The following is a 21,132-nucleotide window of genomic DNA, read 5'->3' on the forward strand; positions in this document are numbered from 1 at the left end:
TAGCGAGGTCACAACTGGCCCAGTTCTGCGGCGGTGACCGTGCGGGTGTGCGCCGGAGCGTCCGGCGAAGCCGGGAAGTCGAATCGGTAGCGCAGGGTCGACTCGACTTTCGCTGCGAGGACGGCCAATTCGCCGATATCGCGGGCCTTGCCCATCACGATGTCCATCTCCCGGGTCTCCACTCCGCCGGGAAACAGCGTGCCGGGCCGGGCGTATGGTCGATGCAGGGTGACGCCGGGAAGCTGCTTGACGGCGTCCACGCCGTCGACGGCGACCAGCGTGGCGGGCAGGCGCGGCGCGGGATGGAACAGCTGGAAATAGGCCGTCCCTTGGTAAACCGTTGGGGTACTTACCGATTCGCCGAGCGCGATGTGCCCGGCCAGCTCGATCAGATCCAGTCCCAGTGCGCGCCTGGCGAGTTCGTTGATGCCGCCGCCGAGTCGTCCGTTGACCTCGATCAACCGTGGCCCCTGCGGGGTGAGTTTGACCTCGGTGTGGGTGAGCCCCGCGACGACACCGAGCGCCTCGACCGCCTGCCGCGCCAGCGTGCGCACCTGCTCGTCCTCGTCCGGGCCGAGCGGCGAGGGCCAGAACCGGCCCGTCTCCCGAAACGGCGGCACCATCGGGAATTTGCCGGTGACGGCCAGATCGTGAATGTGCCCGTGCTGCACCACGCTTTCGATGGAGACGTAGTCACCGAACGGACCGCAGTCGCGCCCGGTCAGGTACTCCTCGAGGACGAGGGTGCCCCCGGCCATCAGGCCGGGCCGGTCCTGCGCGAGCAGCGTTCGCGTGAGTTCGAGGCCGGCGGTCGCGTCGTCGATGTAGAAGGTGTTCCGGCTGCCGCCGCCGTGTGCCGGTTTCAGCACGGCGGGCAGTCCGGTCGCGGCGACGGCGGCGGGCCAGTCGGACTCGACGTCGACGCGGTGACAGCGCACGGCGTCGACGCCTGCGTCGCGCAGCGCGGCCCGCTGCTGCCACTTGTCGGTCAGCACCCCGAGGGTCCGCCGATCGTGGAACGGCAGCCCGAGCTCATGCGCCAGCTCGACCGCCAGACCGAGACCGCGCTCGGTGTAGGTGACCACGCCGCCGGGCCGGTGCGCGCGCACCGCGTCGGCAGCGAGCGCGGGCGACTCCGCCCACAGCACCGAACCGAATTGGGACAGTAAGGGTTCCATCGTGCGGGTGTGCTCGTTCGGTTCGAGAACGAAGACACAGTTCGCCCACCCCGCCAATCCGACGGCGATATCACCCGGATGCGCGGCGCCGTCGTCATAGACGACCACCAGGGTCGGGCGTTCGCTCATGACAACCTGCCTTTCCACCGGAGCCGATTCACAGCTCGACGACCGTGACGGCCCGGCCGGAGGTCGGGACCGGGGCGGCCGGGCCATCCAGCGCGGCGGCCAGCTCGGCGATCGAGGCGTGCGCGTAGATCTGGGCGATGACCAGTGCCCGATAGTGCCGCCGCAGCCGCGCGAACACCGTCAGCGCTTTGAAGGAATCTCCGCCGATCTCCATGAACCGCTCGTCCCGCCCGATCTCGGCCCGGCCGAGCACCTCGCACCAAATCCCTGCCACCAGTTGCTCGGTCGGGGTGCGCGGCGGATCGGTCAGTCGGATGAGGGTAGGCCCGCTGTCGGCGAGGGCGCGCAGAGCGGCGAAGTCGGCCTTGCCGTTCGGGGTGACCGGAATATGCGGGACCGGCATGATCCGACTCGGCACCAGCGCGGACGGCAGCTCGTCGCGCAGCGACCGGATCAGCTCCGCCGGTTCCGCGGTTCCCACTACGTAGGCCACCAGCTCGAGCGGCTGGTCCGGGCGTGCGCGCTCACCGGTCACCACGGCCTGCCGCACACCGGGCGAAACCAGCAGCGCTGCTTCGACTTCCCCCGGCTCGACCCGATTGCCGCGGATCTTGATCTGCCGGTCGGCCCGGCCCAGATAGTCGAGCGAGCCGCCGGGCTCGCGGATCACCAGGTCGTCGGTGCAGTAGAACCGGGTGTCCGAGGCGTCGAGCCGCACGAACTTGGCCTCGGTGCGCGTGGTGTCGCCGAGATATCCCAGTGCCACGCATTCGCCACCGAGGTACAGCGTGCCAGGTGTTCCGTCCGGTACCGGAGCCAGATCGTCGTCGAGCACCACGGCGCGCACGCCGCTCAGCGCGGTGCCGACCGGAACCCGCGGGCGATGCGCGTCCGCGGCGGTCACCCGGTGCATGGTCGCCAGAATGGTGGCCTCGGACGGGCCGTAACCGTTGTGCACCTCCAGGTTCGGCCGGGCGCGCAGGATCGCGGCGGCCAGTCGCGGCGGAAAGGCCTCGCCCGCGACCACGAGCAGGCGTTGCGGCAGTAGCACGGCGAGATCGCCCTCGGCGGCCAGCGCTTCGAGTTGGGACGGCGTGTAGGTGAGGCAGTCGGCGGGGTGCGCCGCCAGATCCGCGGCCAGTGCGACCGGATCGAGAGTTGTTTCGCGCGGATACACATCCAGCCGGGCACCGGACAGCAGCGCACCGTACACCGACACCTTGCCGAGGTCGGCGGCGAAGGTCGTGGTGAGACCGAAGCTGTCGATGGGCACGGCAACCCGCTCCCAGAAAGCCGCGCAGTAGTTGAGCAAGGCACGATGGGATACCTGAACGGCCTTCGGGGTGCCGGTCGATCCGGACGTGCACACCAGATAGGCGACGTCGTCGCGGTGCAGGCCGAGGGCGAGGTCGACGGGCGCCCCCTTGGCCGCGTCGGTGAGCACGTGCACCGGCAAGCCGTCCTCGGAAAGCCGCGATCGGTTCCGCGTATCGGTGAGTACGGCTCTGGCACCGGTGGTTTCGAGCAACGCGCGCAGCCGCGGGTCCGGATCGGCCGCCTCGAGGTGGACGTACGCCGCGCCGACCGACCACGCGCCGAGTACTCCGGCGAGGCAGCGGACGGACCGATCCATCAGTGTGGCAACGACATCGCCGCGGCCGATGCCCTGGCCGCGCAACCAGGCGGCCACCGCGCCTGCGCGGCCGGCGAGTTCGCGGTAGGTGAGCTGAATATCGCCCTGCCGCAGGGCCGGACGATCAGGTAGTTCCGTGGCGAGATAGGCGAAGGTGTGCGCCGCGGTCGGGGACTGTCGCAGCGTCGCAGACAGGGTCGACATGGAGAACTCGATTCGATCGGGGTAAGTCAGCGGAGACGGGGTAGGGACGCCGGACGGGCGGTGGCGATCAGGTCGGCCAACGCCGCGACGGTCGGGGTCTGGAAGTAGGTCTTGAGATCCAGCCGGATCGCGAAGCGGTCTTCCAGCGCGGTGAACAGGCGCAGCGCGGTGTGACTGGTCCAGTTGTCCAGCTCGTCGAACCGCCGCTCGTCGGTGATCTGCTCGGGCGGCAGATCGGTGACCGTGGAAATCAATTGGGCAAGCGTGGTTTTCGTATCAGACATGGGGTTTCGTCCATTCGTCGGTGTGGACCGAGATCCACGCGGGGGCCAGGGCCGGACGCGGGTCGAGCGGGAGAATCCGCCGCGTGCTGCCGTCGGGATCCGGGTCGCGGTCGGCCGTGACGAAACCGGCGTCGGCCAGGAACTTCTCGGCCGGTCCGTTGCGGCCGCTGCTGCGGAAGGCCGCCTCCAGCCGCACCACACCCGTCGCGACGGCCTCGTCGATCACCGTTTGCAGCACCGCGAACTCGATGCCGCGCGCGAAGACCCGGCAGCTCATCACGGCGTTCTCGATGAGCCAGTGGTCGGTGTGCTCGGCGATCCACAACGCCCCCACGATGCCCTCGCGGCCGAACCGATCGCTGACCTCGAACCCGAGCACGGCGTGCTCGGCGGAGCCGGCCATCCGGCGCGTCTGCTGCGCCGAATGCGCGCGCCCGGTGAGATTGAACTGATTGGTGCGCCCGCCGAGCTGCACGATGCGCGGCAGCAGGTACTCGTCGGCTCGGCGGATGGTTACCTCGATGCCGAGATCGGTCAGGTAGCCGTCGAGCGCGGAACGGCTGCTCGTCCACTCCTGCCTACGCACCCTGGCTCGATACAGGTCGGTGCGCTGCCGGTCGGTGTCGGTGGTGGTGAGCACGGTGAAGTGGTCGCCGGACAGCAGCGCGCCGAGGTGCCCGGCCGGGTCGCCTGCCAGCGGCACGACGGTGACCTGCGGCAGCGCGCGACCGACGAGCTCGCATTCGAACGCCGAGTCGTCGGCGAAGACCAGGCTGTCCAGCCCGAGATTCAGCTCGGCCGCGATCGCCGCCAGACTGCCGTCCTTGGGTTCCCAGTTCGCCTTGACGGCGACGAAATCATCTGTGCGAATGAGCATTTCGGGATGCTCGGTGAGCACCTGTGTCACCAGGTCCGGATCGTTCTTGCTCGCGACCGCGAGCAGCACGCCCTGATCACGCAGCGCCAGCACCGCCCGCTGCAACTCGGTGTAGGCATTGCCCGGGTACATCGAGCCGAGCTCGATGTTCTCCGGCCCGTCGTCGCCGAGCACGCCGCCCCACAGGGTGTTGTCCAGGTCCAGCACCAGGCACTTCTTGGCGCGGCCGGTCAGCGCGCGGGCGTACCCGGCGACCTGCCCGGCGTACAGCTGCTCGACCGCGGGCGACCAGGCCATGCTGCCGAAGCGGTACAGCCGATCGTCGCGCAACGCGACGGCGGCGTCGGTGAGCAGCAGCTCCAGGTCCACTACGTCGACGTTGTCGATGCGATCGGCGAATTCGATTAGGCCGCTGTTGAGTTCGCGCCAGGCCCGGCCCAGCCGCGCGCGCGACCGGTAGGCGTTGACGGTCCGCCATCGGATCTGCGGCAGCGGCACGGTGTGCGCGAGCACGGTGCCGGAGGTGCGCGCCGCGAAGGCCGACACCGCCGTACCGAACAGGTCGAGGCGCTGCGCGAGGAGGTCGCGCACGGTGTCGAGGTCGGTGGGATCGGCGTCGCGGGGGAGGAACAGCTCCTCGTGGATCGGGCATACCGTGAGATCGGGTGCGAATCGCGTCAAGGCGGAGTCCGGATCGCTCAGCTGCATGAGCAGTTGATCCGGTGGCGTCAGGTGGAACTCGGGGTCGATGCCCACGGCGAGCAGCGAAATGCGTAGCAGCGGAACCAGATTGTCGGCGGTGAAGGAACCGGCCACGGCCACTCGCAGCGGATGCGATGTGGTGCCCGGCCTGCGCACCAGCGCGGAATCTATGCGCGCGAGCAGCCTGCCCGCCTCGCGGGCGGTGCCGATATCGGGGGTCTGCGCCAGCGCGGCTGGCAGTGCGGGATCGGGCTCGGCGCCCGGCTCAGTGAGCCGCCGGACGCGGTCGAGTAGGTCGTCCACGACCCTCCTCTCTTTCGTTGTCGGTCAGATGCGGAGCAGGGTGCAGGCCCAGTGCATGCCGGTGCCCATGCTCAGCAGGGCGACGATGTCGCCGGTGACGAGTTCGCCGGTGGCCAGCAGCCGCTCCAGGCTCAGTAGTTGATCGGCCGGGCCGAAATGCCCGTGGTCGCAGGCGATCTCGACATTGGTGCGATCCAGCGGCAGGCCGAGCGCCTTGGCCAGATCGGCGAAGGCGCCGGCATTGTCGTGCAGATACAGCACCCGCTCGATCTCGCCGAGTGTGACATCCGCACTCGCGCAGGCGCGTTCGACGACCTCGCGGTTGCGTGCGTGCAGTTGCTCGACGAAGGCGAGTGCGGCGCGGCCGTCCCCGTCGAAGTAGGTGTCCATGCGGTCGATCAGTCCGGCGATGGCGGGCCGCCCGGCGCCCGGAGCGAACGGGCGAGCGGCGCCGCCGATCTCCATCCGCATGAAGTCCGCGTAGCGGCCGTCGGTGACGACCTCGGTCGCCAGCCAGCGGCACGCCGGGTGGTCGCGGCGCAAGACCGCGGCCGTCGCACCGTCCGAGCTCAACGAGGTGCTCGTTTCGACACGGTCCCAATAGGTTTCACAGATTCGGTTGGCCGCGATGACCAGTGCGGTCCGGTATCGGGGGTGGGTGGCGAACTTTCCGGCGACGATGTCGAACGCCGCCACGCCGCCACCGCAGGCCTGACTCAGCAGGATCGCCTCCGCCTGGCGGGTGTCGAGGCGACCCGCTACCGCGGCGGCGGGATCCCAGTACAGGTATTCGGCGATATCGGTGATCGCCAGGATCACCAGATCGACCTCGTCCGCCGTGATTCCGGCGCGCCGCAGCGCGGCCTCCCCGGCGCGCACGGCCAGATCGGTCAGGCCGACCTCCGCCGGTGCGCGGTGCAGGCGGCGGTAGCCCCACTGCCGCACCTTCTGGTCGTCGCCGGCCAGTTCGTCGATGGTGACGGGTGCGCCGAGGGCGTACCCGATCCCCATGATGCCCAATGACATTCGTCGTCCCCTTCGGTGTGGCTAGCGCACGCCGTTGACGTCCTCGGTGGTGACGGCGAACCGGCCTGCCGACCACGCCATCGCGCGCCCGAACTGGTCGAAGCTGGTGCGATTGATATTGGCGAGGTTGTCGCAGCCCTGGTGGTAGCAGCGGTCGAGCATCTGGCCCTCGATGCCGCCGAACAGCCGCACCCACTCCGCCGATTTGAGGGTGTCCGAGCCGCCGTTGACGCCGCCCGCGGGAATGCCCGCCGTGATGAACGGGGCGTGGTCGGAGCGCCCGTCCAGGACCAATCCGACCGTCGGCAGATTTTGCCCGGCGAAGTACCCGTTGATCAGGGTGGAGATCTGATCGGAGCCGACCGGTGCCGGACCGTTCGCGGTTTTGCCGTTGTACACCTGGCGCGCGAAGTTGTCCGAGCCGATCATTTCCGCGTTCAGATAGAGGGCGGTGTTCTTGCGCTGCTCGGGCGTGAGCTGATCGATGTAGAACTGCGCTCCCGCGAGCCCCTTCTCCTCCGCCGCCCACCAGGCGAACCGCACCTTGTTGCGGACCTGATCGCGGTACGGAGCCATGCGCAGCGCGGTCTCCAGCGTCATCACGGCGGAGGTGCCGTTGTCGTTGACGCCGGGGCCGGTGTCGACCGAGTCCAGGTGCGCGCCCATCACGATCATGTTGTCCGCACGGCCGGTGGGGGTGTCGGCGATCAGGTTGTAGGTGTTGGTCAGAATCTCGTTGCCGCGCAGGTCGAGGGTGACCTGCACCGGCCCGGCGGCGACATCGGCCTGCAACTGCTCGGCTTCGCCCCGCGGCAGCGTCGCGGTGGGGATGCGGGCGTCGGCGGGCGGCACCATCCGGTAGCGCAGATTGAGCGTCGGGTCCGGCGCGTCGCCATTCATCAGCATGGCGGCGGCGCCGACCTCGGCGGCCACCAGCTGCTTCTGGGTGATGAAACAGTCGCCCACCCGGACCAGCACGATCTTGCCGCGCACATCGCTGTTCGCGTAGTCGTCGACGGTGCAGCCGGTGTCCTTGCCCGTCGGCAGACTCACCGCGGCGTTGAAACCACCGTCCGGGGTGGAGCGGGAGAATCGGGCGATCACCGGGTGCAGCGGGCGGGCCTGCGGTGCGGTCACCGAGCCGGTCTCGGCGCGAATGTCGTAGTCGGGGAAGCTGAATTGCTGCCGTGTGACCTGGTAACCGGCGGCGGTCAGGGCCGCGGTGAAGTACTGGGCGGTCGCCTCGTAGCCGGGCGAGCCGGATACCCGGTGTCCGCCGAAGGTCGTGGTGAGGTTGGCGAGGGCGGCGAGGTGTGGCCACGCGCCGTCGCCGGTGACCTCGGCCGCAAGACGGTCGGCCAGGGCGTTGGCACCGGTGTCGGCGGAGGCTGCCCCCGTGTGTCCGGCCAGGACGGCCGCGGCTGCCAGTAACACCGCGCCGGTCAGCGCAAAGGGCTTGCGCCGCATGGAAAGTCGGCGGGACGGTTTTATCATCTGGCAACTCCTGTGTTCTGGTGACTCGGTGAGACAGGCACGGCCGAGGCCGCGCCGAATGCTTCCGCGAGCGCGAGAATGCGCTCGGGGGTGAACAATTCGCCGCTGTAGCGCCACTGCACCCGGATCCGGTCGGCGACGAGTCTCGGATAGACCTCGAGCGCGCAGGGTCTCGGCATGTCGGCGGGCCGGTCGCGGCCGACGAGTTCGTTGTCGGCACCGGTCAGCGCGCCGTCGCGTTCGTCGGACAGGAAAGCTGGTGTGCCCCAGAAGGAGAACAGCACGTCCGGTGTCCGGATCTGATCCAGTGCGGTGCGCACGGCGGCATCGGGGTGGAACCTGCGCAGGGGTTCGAAGTCGAAACCGCGTCCGGGCACCGATCGCAGCTGTGCCGCCACGAAGGCGGCGTGGTCGGCCGGGGTGCGCCGGCCAGGCAGGCCGAGCGCGAAGGGATAGGTCGTGTTGAAGAAGCCGACGGTGCGGCCGAGATCGAGATCGTCGAAGAGGTCTTCGCGGCCGTGGCCGACCAGCTGGATGGCGACCTCGCCGCCGCGCATGTCGAGCCAGTGCTGCATCGCGGCGCCCAGTGCGGCCAGCAGCTGTTCCGAGCGGCTGAGGCCGGAAACCAATGCGGGGGCGGGGAATTCGGTGACCAGCTCGGCGGTGTTGCCCTCGATGCCGAACGAGTCGCCGGCCACGAGACGCCGTTGCATGCCGTCGCCCCAGGAGCGATCCAGCCAGTAGCCGGCATCCAGGGTGTCCGGGCGGGTGCGGATCAGGTCGGCGAGTCGGCGGGCCCACTCGAAGTAGCTCGCGCTGGGTGTGGGCAGTTCGGCGGTGCCCGCTCCGGTGAGGAGGGCCGAAAGGTCTTCGGTCAGTACGTTCCACGAGTAGAGGTCGACCATCGTGTGGTGGATCACCAGCACGAGCTGGTCGTCGTGTCCCGCCGGGGTGTGGAACATGCCCGCTCGGCAGACCGGGCCGTCGGACAGGCTCAAGGTGCTGTGCAGCTCGGTGGCCGCGTTGTGGATCTGGTGTTCGAGATCGACGGGATCGGCTGCGGTGAGGTCGAATTCGGTGACTGCCGGAGGTGCCCCCGTGGTCAGTAGTTGCCAGCTGGCCTCGATCGAGCGCAGTTGGGCATGCAGGACGGGGTGTCGGTCCGCGAGGGCCTGCACTGCGCGCTCGACGGTGGCGGTGTCGATGTCGCGGCGCAACGTGTAGCGCACGCCGTGGTTCCAGTAGTCCGGGTTGGGCACGCCGCGGCCGAGGAACTCCAGCTGCGGTGGGGTCGGGTCGACTGTCGTGGGTGCTTCCGCTTCGACCGGTGCCGGTGCGGTTGTGGCGGAATCGGTTTCACGCTCGGGGATGGTCTCGGCAACGGCGGCGACCGTCCGGAGCCGGAGAATGGCCCGGGGCCGCAGGGCGATTCCGCGGGTGCCTGCCTCGGCGGCGATGGCGATCGCGGAGATCGAGTCGCCGCCGAGATCGAAGAAGTCGTCCTCGATGCCGACTCGGTCGCGCCGTAGGTAGCGTGACCACAGCTCGCAGAGCTGTTCTTGCAGAGCATTATTCGGCGCGACGTGTGCGGCGGCCGTCGACGTGTCGATGTCCTGCACTTCGGCAGGAACCTGTTGTGCTGCTGGTGCGATGCCGATCGACAGCGTGTGCGCCGGCGTGTTCGGATCCAGCGCCGCCAAGCGGTCCAGCAGTGTGTGGTACGAGTCGAACCAGGCGTGGATCGTGTCGGGGCGGAACATCGTCGGGTCGTACTGCACCCGGCAGCGCAGCTGGCTGCCGTATTCCAGCACGGTGACCGCGAGGGGGAAGGCCGCGCCGCCCTGCCCGACATCGAGCAGCTCTACCGCCGGGCCCTCGGGACCCAACTGTCGCAATGGCTCGACGCCGCTGGTGACGGTGAACATGGTGGCCGCGAGCGGGTCCGCCGAGTTCGGGCGCGCGATTCGCCGGAGCCGGTCGGTGGGCAGGTCCTGGTGGTCGAGGGCTTGCAGTGAGGCCGTGCGGACCGCGGTGAGCAAGGCGGTGATCGACTGTTCGGGCTGCACCGTCGCCCGCACGACGAGCGTGGTGGCATAGTTGCCCACCACCTGCTCATCGATCGGTTTACGCCCGGCCGCGGGCACCGCCACGCAGACCTCCTGCTCGCCGGTGAGCTGGCGGAGCAGTGTCATCCAAGCTGTCAGTAGCACCGTGTGCAGGGTGCAGCGCTCGCGTCGGGCGAGTTCACGCAGTCTTGTGGCGCGATCGCTGTCGATGGGCAGGGCTGATTCTTTTGTGCCACTCGGCGTTTCGCCGGCATCTTGATCCACCGGCAGGGGTACGTAGCGCGTGCCGGACAGATACTCCGACCAGAAGGTGGCGAGCTCGGCTCCGGCCGGGCCGTCCAGGAGCGCTTGCTGATCGGTGACGTAATCGAGGTAGCGGCGCTCCGGCACGGGCAATGTGCCTGGGTCGCTGGCCAATTCGGCGAACAGCAGGCCCCACGACCAGCCGTCGACGAACAGATGATGGAAGGTGAGGAGCAGGATCTGTTGGTCGCCGTCCCGGAACCGGGCTCGCACCAGCTGGTATCGGCCCGGTGGGCCATCGGGTGGCAACGGTTCGGCGACCAGCTCTCGTAGGTGGTCCAGCAGATCTTCCCGGGCGTCGGCCGCGGTGTGAACGGTCAGTTCGAGCACCGTCTCGGTGAGCGCCACGCGGGTTTCGTCCGCAGGAGTGACTACCTGACGTGGGCCATTGGGGGAGTTGACGATCCGGGCGCGCAGCATCGGATGCCGTGCCACGACGGCCTGTAGGCGCGCGGTCAGCGCTTCGACGTCGACTGCTCCGTCGAGTAGTAGGGCGGCGGGCACGTTGTAGGCGCCGGTGTCGGGGTCGAGCTGATCGGCGGCCCAGATCGCCAGCTGCTGTCCGGACAATGGTCCTTCGTCGGGCGGCGGAGCATTGCCGCTGAGCGGAATGCTGGGGAAGTGGTCTGTCGTCGGCTCGTCATCCGTTGGGGTGGAGGCAGTCTCACCCACCAGCTCCGCGACAGCGGCTGCGGTACCGGCCAGATCCGGGTAGTCGTAGAGGTCGAGCACACCGAGATCCGTGCCGAACCGTTCGTTGATCCGAGCTACCAGCTGTGCCCCGTTGAGCGAGGTGCCGCCGATGTCGAAGAAGTCGTCCGACGGAACCACTTCCGGCTCTTTGAGGACCTCCCTGGCCAGGGCGAGCACGATGTCGGCGACGGATTCGGTCGAGGCGGGGGGCAGGGGCATCGCTGCGGCGGCGGTGGTCGGGGTCGCTGGTGCGCCGGTGGTGGTCGGCGTTGTTGATGCGGCGGCCGTCGGGGCTATCTGTGCGCCGGAAGCTGGGATCGTCGTCGGGCCGGGCGGTGCGGTCGTGGTTACGCCTGATGCTGCGGTCGTCGGCGCGCCGGATGCTGCGACCAGCGATGGGGCAGTGGTCGCAGCGACCGATGGGGCGGTGGCCGCGCCGATCGGTGCGGCGGCGGCGAGCGCTTCCGCGACGGTAGGCCAGCAATGGACCTCGGCCAGCGGTGCGACAGGGAGCTCGAGCCGACGGCGCGGCGGTCGCCCGAGCACTCGGCGCCAAGCTATCTGGTGTCCGGCTAGATACAGTCGACAGAGCGCGTGCGCTGGGGTCGAAGCGACCGTGGCGGCGGGTTCGGCGGCCAGCAACGCCGACAACGCGCTACCCGGCGCGAGATCGATGATCACCGGATCGGCCAGCCCGGCCAAGACCGTACGCAACGTCTCGGCGTTCGGCGGCGTCGGTGTGCCGGGGTCGGCGGCCAGCGCAGCAGGCAGGTTGTCGTCACCGCGGAGTACCCGAGCTGCCGTCGCACCGACGCCGTGGGACAGTAGCAGCTCAACCGTGATCCCGGCATCGGTGAGGACTCGATGCGCTCCGAGCAGCCAGACGAGCCCCCGCTGCGCGGGCGTCCAATATTCCCTTGCCACAAAGCGTTCGGCCTCGGCGACGACGTCGGCGAATCCGGGGAAAGCGCCGGCGACGGTCAGTAGGTCCTCGGCCGTCACGTCACCTGGGTCGCCGAGCGCGACGACCACCGGAGCCGGATCCGGCGATGCCGACCGGTCCTCGGGTGGCGCGGCCAAGCTGTCCGTGAGCCGATCGAGCAGTTCCTTCGCATCGTGCACCACCCAGGCGTGCCGGTGCATGAAATGCGCACGCCCGACCGACAACACCTCAGCGGCGGCAGCCAGATCGAAGCCGGCCGGATCCGCAACCACCTGATCGTGCAGACGCTGTACCTGGGCGCGTAGGCCGGCGCTGTCGCGTGCCGACAGCACGACGACCTGAGCTCCAGGTGCCGCAAGGTCCGTGTCCGGCAACGGGTCCGGTGCCGCGACGATGACGTGCGCGTTGGTGCCGCTCAGCCCGAAACTGCTGACGGCGGCGTAACGCGTGCTAGTCGACGGCCACGGTTCACGACGATCGGCGAGGCGTAACGGCGCTGAAGTCAAGTCCAGCAATGGATTCGGCTGCTCGAAGTGCGCTGTCGGGAATATCTCCTCGGCCCGGAACTGCGCGATGACGCGGACCAGTCCCGCGAACCCGGCCATACAACCGAGGTGACCGAGGTTCGCCTTGACCGAGGAGACCGCAGGACCGCGGCCCTCGATCCCGGCGTACGCGTCGATCAGCCCCTGGATCTCGATCGGATCCCCGATCTTCGTGCCGGTGCCGTGTGCCTCGACGTAACCGATTGCGCCAGCGGCGATTCCGGCATCACGCAGTGCCGCGGTGATGACCTCGGTCTGCGCCTGCGGGCTCGGCGCGGTGAGTCCCGCACCGCGCCGCGCGTCCTGGTTGACCGCGCTACCGCGCAGCACCGCGTACACGGTGTCCCCGTCGCGCAGCGCGGCGTCGAGCCGTTTGAGCAGAACGAACCCGCCGCCTTCGCCGTAAGTGGTGCCATCGGCGTTCGCGTCGAACGGTCGGCACCGATCCACTGCGGACAGCACGCCCATACCGTCGCTGCCGTGCTGCGGGAGTGCGCCCAGCACCAGTTCATACCCGCCGACCAGGGCCGAATCACATTCGGCCCGTGCGACTTTCCAGCGTGCTTCGTGCAGTGCCACCAGGAACGACGAGCAGGCGGTGTCCACCACCTGCGCTGCGCCGCGCAGATCCAGGTGATAGGCGATCCGCCCGGCGGCGTAGGCGTGCAGGCTTCCCGTGGTAGCAGGACCGAGCCTGCGGTCCGCGGCGGGCAGCAGATCGGACAGGCTCGGATGCGGCCCGCCGTAACCGCCGACCACTACTGCGGTATTCGTCCCGGCCAGCTCGGCCTGCGCGTAACCCGCATGCCCGATGGCGCGGCACGCCAGCTGAAGCATGCGCCGCTGCCTCGGATCGATCAGTTCGGCTTCGGCCTTGGACAGCCCGAAGTACCGGTAGTCGAATCCGGTGATGTCGTCGAGCCAGCCGCCGTCGCGGTCGGTCGCCGACCGGGTCACACCGGTGGCAGCCGCCCGCGTCGCCGGGAAGCGGCGCATGGCGTCGCGACCGTGCCGCAGCAGCGCGGTGAGCGACTCCCAGTCGGCGCAGCCGGGTAGCTCGAAGGCGACGCCGATGACGGCGACCGCCGGGGTATCCTCGCCGGTTCTCATAGCCGTGTCACCTCTTTCTCCGTGGTCATCGCCCGGACATCGGGCAGCGCGATAATCGCCAGGTTCACCACCGCGACCAGGACGGCCATGGTCAGCAGGGGTACGGCGTTGCCGGTCACCGCGGCGATCGGGGCGGCGACGGCCATGCCGAGCGGGCGGGCGGCGAAGGACAGCAGGGCGTCGTAGGAATCGGCGCGGGCCAGGGCTTCCGGCGGGAACTGTTGCTGCATCGTGGTCTGCCACAGCGTGTTCAGCAGCCCGACCCCGAGCATGGCGGCACCGTAGGCGAGCGCGTCGACCCAACCCGGCGCCAGCGCCGCGAAACTGATCATCGGCAAGGCGAACAGCGCGCCGCACGCCGAGGTCACCACCAGCGGACGCCGCACCCGCAGCCGCGGCGCGACCAGCGCACCGATCACCAGCCCGGCCATGCCTGCCTGGTAGATCAGCACCCAGGACAGCTCGCCGCCCAGTGACTGCACGGCGATCAGCGGGCCGAGCGTCATGAGTACGCCCGCAGTGAGATTCGAGACGCCGTGCCCGATCAGGTTGGACCAGAACCACGGTCGGCTGCGCACCTCGAGCCAGCCGTCGGCGAGCTGCCGGAAGAAGGTCACCGGATGCTCTACCACCGGACGCGGTGCGATCCGGAGCCTGCCGAGAGTGCAAGCGGCCACCACGAATAACACGGCGGTGACGACGAATGTCCAACCGGGACCGACGGTTACCGCGAGTACGCCGGCCACGCCGGGCCCCGCGACCAGGGTGACGCCGCGCACCACGCCGAGGTAGCCGTTGGCGCGCAACCGATGTTCCGGCGGAACCGTCGCGATGACCAGCGGCGACATCGTCGGGGTGCCGAAGGCGACGCCGACGCCGGTGATCGCCGAGAGGATCACCAGATCGGTGATTCGGACGATCCCGCACAGCAATTCGATGCCGATGACGAGTTGGGCGAGCCCACGCGTCATGTCCGCGGCGAACGCCACCTTCTGCGGCGCGAACCGGTCGGCGAGCACGCCGCCGATCGGCAGCAGCAGCAACTGCGGCGCCAACTCGGCGGCGAGCACGAGGCCGAGGTCGCCCGCCCGGCCGGTGGCGTCGAGTACCGCGAGGGTGAGCGCCATCGGCACCAGCGCGGTGGCCAGGAACGACAGCGTGCGCCCGAGCAGCAACCGGCCGAAGCCGGGTACCTGCGCCATGGTCTTCCTCATTCGCACGCCCCGCGCTGCGGCGCGAACGGCTCGGAAAGGTGCCGTAGCAACGGCTCCGGTGCGCTGAGGAAGTCGTAGTGGCCGCCCGCGACCAGCGGGAACCGGACATCGGTGCCGTAGTGCTGCCAACCGCGCAGCTCGTCCGGGGTGACCTCAGGGTCGTCGGACCAGTGCAGCACGGTGATGGGGAACGGCACCTCGATCGGCGCGAGTCTGCGATAGACCCGGTTGGCCGCCAGATCCTCGCGCAGAATGGCCAAACCGAGTTCGATCAACTGCGGCTGCACCTGTCCGCCGCGGGTGATGGTGAGAAACTCCAGTTCCGCGCGCAGTTCGTCATCGGACATGTCCAGGAAACGATCGTGCGGGCAGTCGTGCGGCGCCACCTGGGCGGAGACGAACAGCCGCTGCGGAATCGGCAGGCCGCGCTCGGCGAGCAGCCGCGCGGTTTCGAAGGCGGGCAACGCCCCGGCGCAATGCCCGAAGAAGGCGAACGGTCGATCCAGATGGGGCAGTAGCGATTCCGCGAGCGCCTCGGCCAGCGCCGCATAGGTGCCGTAATGCCCTTCGCGCAGCCGGTTTTCCCGGCCCGGTAGCTGGATGGCGCAGATCTCGATGCCACCGATGCGCCGCGGCCACTGGTTGAACATGGATCCGCCGACCCCCGAATACGGGAAGCAGAAGATCCGCGCGGACGCGTCCTGGTCGGGTAGGCGGAGCAGCCAGCGGGTCATGGGTGCGGCATCGTGCAGGGTGGTCTCGGACGTCACTGAGTTACATCCCTTCGTCGTGGCACTGAGGATTGTGTTGTGGCGCTGCGGTTTTCGCCGGACCGCTCATCCGGTCCGGATCAGGAAATGCGTCATACCGGCGATGAAAACCGACGCCAGATGCTGCGGTGGCGCCATCGGCTCGATAGTGGTGAACCGCCCGGCCAGTTCTTCGAACAGCACGCGGAACGTCAACCGTGCCAACGGTGCGCCGAGACAATAGTGCGGTCCGTGGCCGAACGCGATGTGCCGGTTGTCGGTTCGGGTGACGTCGAACCGGTACGGGTCGGCGAAAACCGATTCGTCCCGGTTGGCCGAGCCGATCCAGACCGCGACGGCCTCACCCGCCTCGACCAGCCCGCCGCTCAGCTCTGTGTCGGCGCTCGCGTACCGCAGGAAGCTGTTGGCGGGCGAGGTCCAGCGCAGCCCCTCCTCGACCAGCCGGGGAACCAATGCGGGATCGGCACGCACAGCGCGCCATTGGTCTTCGTGTTCGGCGAGCGCGAGCATGGTGCCGCTGACGGTGTGCGGTGTGGTGGCATTGGCGCCCAGCAGCAGGCTGTAGCAGTTGTAGACGACCTCGTCGTCGGTGAGCGGCGCGCCGCCGGCCTGCATGCTCATCAGATGTCCGATGAGGTCGGCGCGGGGCTGATCGCCGCGGTGGCGTTTGACCAGCGCGCCGAAGTAGTCGAACAGCTGATGATGGGCGATCGCCAGGGTGGCCGACCCGCTGCGGACCCGGAACTCGGGATCCTCGGGTGCGGCGGCCATGGCCGTCCACCGGATCAGGTTGTCCCAGTCGGCCTCCGGGATGCCCAGTAGCGCACCGGCCACCGTCATCGGGAGTTCATACGCCTGCTGTGCGACATCCCAGCTGCCGCCGTCGCGTGCCGGAGCCAGAAACCGTTGCACCGCAGTGCGAATGGACTCCTGCCACGCGGCGACCGTCCGTACCGAAAGTTGCGGTTGGATCGGGCGCCGAAGCTCGGAATGTCGCGGCGGATCAGTGGATACGAGCATCTTGCCCGCGGAGATGTCGCCGTGCCCGAGTTGGGTGAGCACGCTGCCGCGTTCGGAGGTGAAGGCGCGATGGTCGCCGAGCACCCGGCAGGCGTCCGCGTGCCGGGTGACCGATCGGAAAGATCTTCCGTCGGACAGTATTTGGCGATGCAGCGGAGCGTCGGCGCGCATGGCCGCCCACACCGGATGCGGGTCGCCGGTGGCGAAGAAGTGTGGATCGAAGAGGTCGATCCCGTCCAGTTCGGTGGCCGCACGGACGTCGGTGCTGATCTTCACGCGCTCCGCTGCCCTTGTTCGACGGCGGCCGCCAGGCCTGCCGGGGTCGGGTCGAGGTAAAAGGTGACCGGCGAGACGGCCACGCCGTACTCGCGCTCGAGGTCGGCGGTGATGCGCACGCCGAGCAGCGAATGCCCGCCGAGTTCGAAGAAGTCGTCGTCGGCGCCGATGCCCGCGATGCCGAAATAGTCGGTCCACAAGGTGGTTACGGCTGTCTCCAGCGCGGTGGACGGCTCGCGGTAGGCACTGGTCAGGTGGGGGCGTTCGGTGGGCTGGTCGGCGGCGAGTGCGCGCCGGTCGATTTTGCCGTTGGCGGTCAACGGCAGGGCGTCGACGATGCGGATCAGCGTGGGTACCGCATATGAGGGCAAGGTTTCGGCGAGCGTTCGGCGGACGTCCAGGGTGGACAGTTCAGCGTTCGATTCGCCGACAAGCCAAGCAGCCAAGCGTTTTCCGCCGCCGCGCTGGTCTTGCGGGACGACCGCGAGGGTCGCGACGCCGGGCAGGGCGGCGATCGCGGCTTCTACCTCGCCGATCTCGATGCGGAACCCGCGGATCTTCACCTGGTGGTCGATCCGGCCCAGATAGTCCAGGGCGCCGCTCTGTTGCCGACGGACGAGATCGCCTGTGCGATACATGCGTTCGCCCGGCGTGTGGGCGACCGGGTCGGCGACGAAGGTTGCCGCGGTCAGGCCGGGGTCGCCCCAATACCCGTGCGCCAGACCGGTTCCCGTCGCATACAGCTCACCGGCCGCATCGTCCGGTACCGGGGCGAGCCGGGCATCGAGTACGCGCACGCCGGTGCCGCGGATCGGGTGGCCGATCGGCACCGGCCCGGCCGGTGTACCGGTCACGGCGTGGCAGCAGGTGAAAGTTGTGTTCTCCGTCGGCCCGTAGCCGTTGATCACCGTCGTGTCGGTCAGTGTGGTCACGGCCCGGTGGACGTGTGCGGGGGACAGCACGTCGCCGCCGGCGAGCAGATAGCGCAGGCTGCGCAGTTCGTCGAGGCCGCCCTCGGTGACCTGTTGGAACAGGCCCGCGGTCAACCAGAGCACGGTCACCCTATGGTGACCGACGAGTTTGGTCAGATCGCTGAGCGAGAGCTCGGTGTCGGGCGCGAGGACTAGTTGCGCGCCGTTGAGCAGCGCTCCCCAGATTTCCAGGGTCGAGGCGTCGAAGGCGATCGGCGCGAATTGCAGAAAGACGTCATCCGTTGTGACGGAAAGGAAATCGGGGTCGACCACCAGTCGCGACACCGCTCGGTGCGGCACGCACACACCCTTGGGCGTGCCAGTGGAGCCCGAGGTGTAGGCCAGGTAAGCCGGGTGCAGATCGGTAATGGTGACCGGCGTGGGCGACTGGGCGGGGCGGTCCGCGTCCAGCGATACCGCTCGACAATTCGCGGGCAGTTGTGGTGCTGAATCCTCGTGTACCAACACGATTCGCACGGCCGATCGGCGCAGGACGAGCTCGCGGCGCTGCCTCGGCGATCGCTCGTCGAGCGCGAGGTATCCGGCACCCGTTTTCAGGATGGCGAGTAAGCCGACGATGGTGGCGATCCGGCGGCGCGCAGCCAATGCCACGATGTCGCCCGGGCGTACGCCGCAGTCCTGCAGATGCCGGGCCAGACCGTCGGATCTACGGTCGAGTTCGGCATAGGTGAGTTGTCCACCGTCGCCGATCACAGCCACCCGTTCGGGGTGCTGTTTTGCCAGCAGCGTAAATCGTTCGCCGATGACCGACGGGCATGCCAGAGCGTATTCGTCCACAATCAGCCTCACGGTCTCGGGGGTCGCCCGAGACTTTCGTACAGAGAGATCTCACCGGGTCTGGAATTCGGTAATACACCCGGTGCTGGATATTTGCGGAAAGTGTGATCGCGGATGGTGATCGCGCTTTCCGGGAAATGCGCGGCGGGCGGCCTCGACTGCTCGAGGTCGACGTCAGCGCGGGGTGCGGTCGGTATCGACGCTGGTCAAGCGAGCGGACCCTGAGCTACGGATCCGACGGTCGTAACCGCGATAACGCGTGAATGCGCGAAGCGGAAATAGTAGACATATCATGACCCCCTATGAGCATGTAACTTTCCCTAGTTCCGGCTGGAATCATTAGAATCGATCCTATGAATTTGCGACAGAAGAACGTTATGTGACCTGCGTCACATAACCCCCAATTCGGGGGTAATTTGTTCCGCCACTGCCGATTTCGAACTACGCCCTTATAAGAGTTCGTATATCCATTACAAGCCCACAGTTCTTGGGGGAGGTAATGATTATCGTTCCGAATCTTTGAAGACCGGTTGGTTCTTTCGAGGCGAGGAGGCACTTGGGGGTAGCCGACGGCGCTGGTCCGCTGAGAGCCAGTAGTTGGGTTTCTTCGATGCTCGGCTGAACCGTGGAACGCGGCGAAGACGCGGGGGAGCACCCAGGTTCATCGCCCGCCGGGTCTCGTTCGGAATGCACAGGTCGATCCAGAGGCGTTGGACGCCTCGGCTATTCGCCCGCCGAACGGCGTCGGCCGCGAGCGCCTGATCCATGAGCGGCCGCCCCATCACCTGTGCCATCCGGCGGTTACCCCGATAGATCAGGCGTCGGTACCGCACCACCAGCAGCGTCAGATGGCTGATCACGAACACCAGCACGCTGGATAGGAGCACCAGCCACGGCGGCATGCCGCCGACGATCCCAGCGAACGTGACGAGCCCGATAACCGCTGCTTCGGCGAATCCAAAAGTGCGCCAAGCATTGTCGCGCCGCTCGGCGGCCAGCAGATCGGCGAACACCACGGCCCCCGCGAGTGTGCTTTCTTGCTCCGCCGCTGGAAGCCCATCGAACGCGGGACCGACCACGATGACCGGCTGCCCCCTTCGCCAGCGCAACCGCACACGGTCGCCCCCCGCCACGACGCGCGGCGCCGGCACCCCGAATGTCGTCGCGAGTTCATCGATGCGGGTACTGATCTGATCCAGGTCCACGGCCCCATCATCTAGTACAAGGCGCAGGTCGTCCGCCGGAGCGGGGCCGAACAGCTCTGCGGTGGTGACCACCGGCGGAGTCTGATCGAATGGGCACCATGGTGCCGAAGGCAACGCTGACGAATACCCCGGATGAGCTGCGGCGGAGTTTGGGCGTGTCCGACGCCGTCGTGGTCGGGCTCGGCGCGATGATCGGGGCCGGGATCTTCGCCGCGCTGGCTCCGGCGGCGCGGGCGGCCGGGTCGGCGGTGCTGCTCGGGCTGGCGATCGCGGCGCTGGTGGCTTACTGCAATGCGACGTCGTCGGCGAGGTTGGCGGCCCGGTATCCGGCTTCGGGCGGTACGTATGTGTATGGGCGCGAACGGCTCGGCGAGTTCTGGGGGTATCTGGCGGGGTGGTGTTTCGTGGTCGGCAAGACCGCTTCGTGTGCGGCGATGGCGTTGACCGCGGGTGTCTATGCGTGGCCGGAGCATGCGCACGCGGTCGCCGCGGCGGCAGTGGTCGCGTTGACGGCGGTGAACTATCGCGGCGTGCAGAAGTCCGCGCTGCTGACCAGGGTGATCGTGGCGGTCGTGCTCGTCGTGCTCGCCGCGGTGGTTGTGGCGGCATTCACCGCCGAGACCGCCGACCTGGCGCGACTGGAATTCGGTTCTGATATAACCGTTTTCGGCGTGCTTCAGGCGGCGGGACTGTTGTTCTTCGCCTTCGCCGGGTACGCGCGCATCGCCACCCTCGGCGAGGAGGTCCGCGACCCGGCTCGCACCATCCCGCGCGCGATCCCGCTCGCACTGGGCATTACGTTGCTCGTCTATGCGGTCGTCCTGATCGCGGCACTGACAATCCTTGGGCCGCACGGCTTGTCCGAGTCCAGCGCGCCGTTGACGGACGTGGTGCGGTCGGCAAACGCGGGCTGGCTGGCGCCGGTGGTGCGGGTCGGCGCGGTCGTCGCCGCGCTGGGCGCGCTGCTGGCGTTGATTCTCGGTGTCTCGCGCACCACGCTGGCAATGGCCCGCGACCGGCACCTGCCGCACGCGCTGGCGGCGGTGCATCCCCGATTCGCGGTGCCGCACCGCGCAGAGCTCGCCGTCGGGGCGGTCGTCGCCGTCGCCACGGCGACCGTGGATGTTCGTGCCGCGATCGGGTTCTCGTCGTTCGGCGTCCTGCTCTACTACGCCGTCGCCAACGCCGCCGCATGGACTTTGACCCCTGCCGATGGGCGGCCGTGGCGGGTGATTCCCGCGGTCGGTTTGCTCGGCTGCCTGATCCTTGCCTGCACCTTGCCGATGGCGTCGGTGCGGTCCGGTGCGGCGGTCGTTGCCATCGGCGCGGCGATCTTCGCCGTCCGCAGGCAAGTGCTCCGCCGCCCGAAACCCGGACTCGGCAGGGAC

At 68.6% G+C, this 21,132-nt stretch carries 12 protein-coding genes and 1 pseudogene; 1 reads left to right on the top strand and 12 read right to left on the bottom strand.

Going from position 1 to position 21,132, the window contains the following annotated elements:
- Positions 1 to 8: 8 nt before the first annotated feature.
- From NN4_RS12325 to NN4_RS12380, 12 genes are all read right to left on the bottom strand, one after another.
- Positions 9 to 1,307: an ATP-grasp domain-containing protein gene (locus tag NN4_RS12325; protein ID WP_147130058.1), complete on the bottom strand. Its 1,299-nt coding sequence runs from the start codon at positions 1,305 to 1,307 to the stop codon at positions 9 to 11.
- A 28-nt stretch (positions 1,308 to 1,335) separates the two neighbouring features.
- On the bottom strand, positions 1,336 to 3,144 hold the full coding sequence (locus NN4_RS12330) for a non-ribosomal peptide synthetase (protein WP_147130059.1): 1,809 nt from the start codon (positions 3,142 to 3,144) through the stop codon (positions 1,336 to 1,338).
- A gap of 26 nt (positions 3,145 to 3,170) precedes the next feature.
- Positions 3,171 to 3,428, bottom strand: coding sequence for an acyl carrier protein (locus tag NN4_RS12335; RefSeq protein ID WP_135236392.1), 258 nt, complete (start codon positions 3,426 to 3,428; stop codon positions 3,171 to 3,173).
- The gene (locus NN4_RS12340; RefSeq protein WP_147130060.1) at positions 3,421 to 5,310 is read right to left on the bottom strand and encodes an HAD-IIIC family phosphatase; all 1,890 of its coding nucleotides are present in this window, start codon (positions 5,308 to 5,310) and stop codon (positions 3,421 to 3,423) included. The genes NN4_RS12335 and NN4_RS12340 overlap by 8 nt, the downstream gene beginning before the upstream one ends.
- A gap of 24 nt (positions 5,311 to 5,334) precedes the next feature.
- Positions 5,335 to 6,336 (bottom strand): 3-oxoacyl-ACP synthase III family protein, encoded by a 1,002-nt coding sequence (locus NN4_RS12345; RefSeq protein ID WP_147130061.1) that lies wholly within the window; start codon positions 6,334 to 6,336, stop codon positions 5,335 to 5,337.
- Positions 6,337 to 6,357: 21 nt separating this feature from the next.
- Positions 6,358 to 7,830: a M28 family peptidase gene (locus NN4_RS12350; protein WP_222595035.1), complete on the bottom strand. Its 1,473-nt coding sequence runs from the start codon at positions 7,828 to 7,830 to the stop codon at positions 6,358 to 6,360.
- Positions 7,827 to 13,490 carry a condensation domain-containing protein gene (locus tag NN4_RS12355; RefSeq protein ID WP_147130062.1) on the bottom strand — a complete coding sequence of 1,888 codons (5,664 nt, stop codon included), beginning with the start codon at positions 13,488 to 13,490 and terminating at the stop codon, positions 7,827 to 7,829. Before NN4_RS12355 ends, NN4_RS12350 begins: the two co-directional genes overlap by 4 nt.
- Positions 13,487 to 14,704 (bottom strand): MFS transporter, encoded by a 1,218-nt coding sequence (locus tag NN4_RS12360; protein ID WP_222595036.1) that lies wholly within the window; start codon positions 14,702 to 14,704, stop codon positions 13,487 to 13,489. Before NN4_RS12360 ends, NN4_RS12355 begins: the two co-directional genes overlap by 4 nt.
- Positions 14,701 to 15,474: a thioesterase II family protein gene (locus NN4_RS12365; RefSeq protein ID WP_222595037.1), complete on the bottom strand. Its 774-nt coding sequence runs from the start codon at positions 15,472 to 15,474 to the stop codon at positions 14,701 to 14,703. The genes NN4_RS12360 and NN4_RS12365 overlap by 4 nt, the downstream gene beginning before the upstream one ends.
- 66 nt (positions 15,475 to 15,540) lie before the next feature.
- On the bottom strand, positions 15,541 to 16,770 hold the full coding sequence (locus NN4_RS12370) for a cytochrome P450 (protein ID WP_222595038.1): 1,230 nt from the start codon (positions 16,768 to 16,770) through the stop codon (positions 15,541 to 15,543).
- Positions 16,767 to 18,539: a non-ribosomal peptide synthetase gene (locus NN4_RS12375; RefSeq protein WP_222595039.1), complete on the bottom strand. Its 1,773-nt coding sequence runs from the start codon at positions 18,537 to 18,539 to the stop codon at positions 16,767 to 16,769. The genes NN4_RS12370 and NN4_RS12375 overlap by 4 nt, the downstream gene beginning before the upstream one ends.
- Before the next feature lie 503 nt (positions 18,540 to 19,042).
- On the bottom strand, positions 19,043 to 19,816 hold the full coding sequence (locus tag NN4_RS12380) for a hypothetical protein (RefSeq protein WP_147130063.1): 774 nt from the start codon (positions 19,814 to 19,816) through the stop codon (positions 19,043 to 19,045).
- A gap of 26 nt (positions 19,817 to 19,842) precedes the next feature.
- On the opposite strand from NN4_RS12380, the pseudogene NN4_RS12385 reads away from it, so the two are divergent.
- Positions 19,843 to 21,093, top strand: a pseudogene (locus NN4_RS12385) (APC family permease); the annotation flags it as partial.
- Positions 21,094 to 21,132 lie beyond the last annotated feature (39 nt).

It is taken from the genome of Nocardia ninae NBRC 108245 (genome assembly GCF_007990755.1).
Taxonomy (GTDB): domain Bacteria; phylum Actinomycetota; class Actinomycetes; order Mycobacteriales; family Mycobacteriaceae; genus Nocardia; species Nocardia ninae.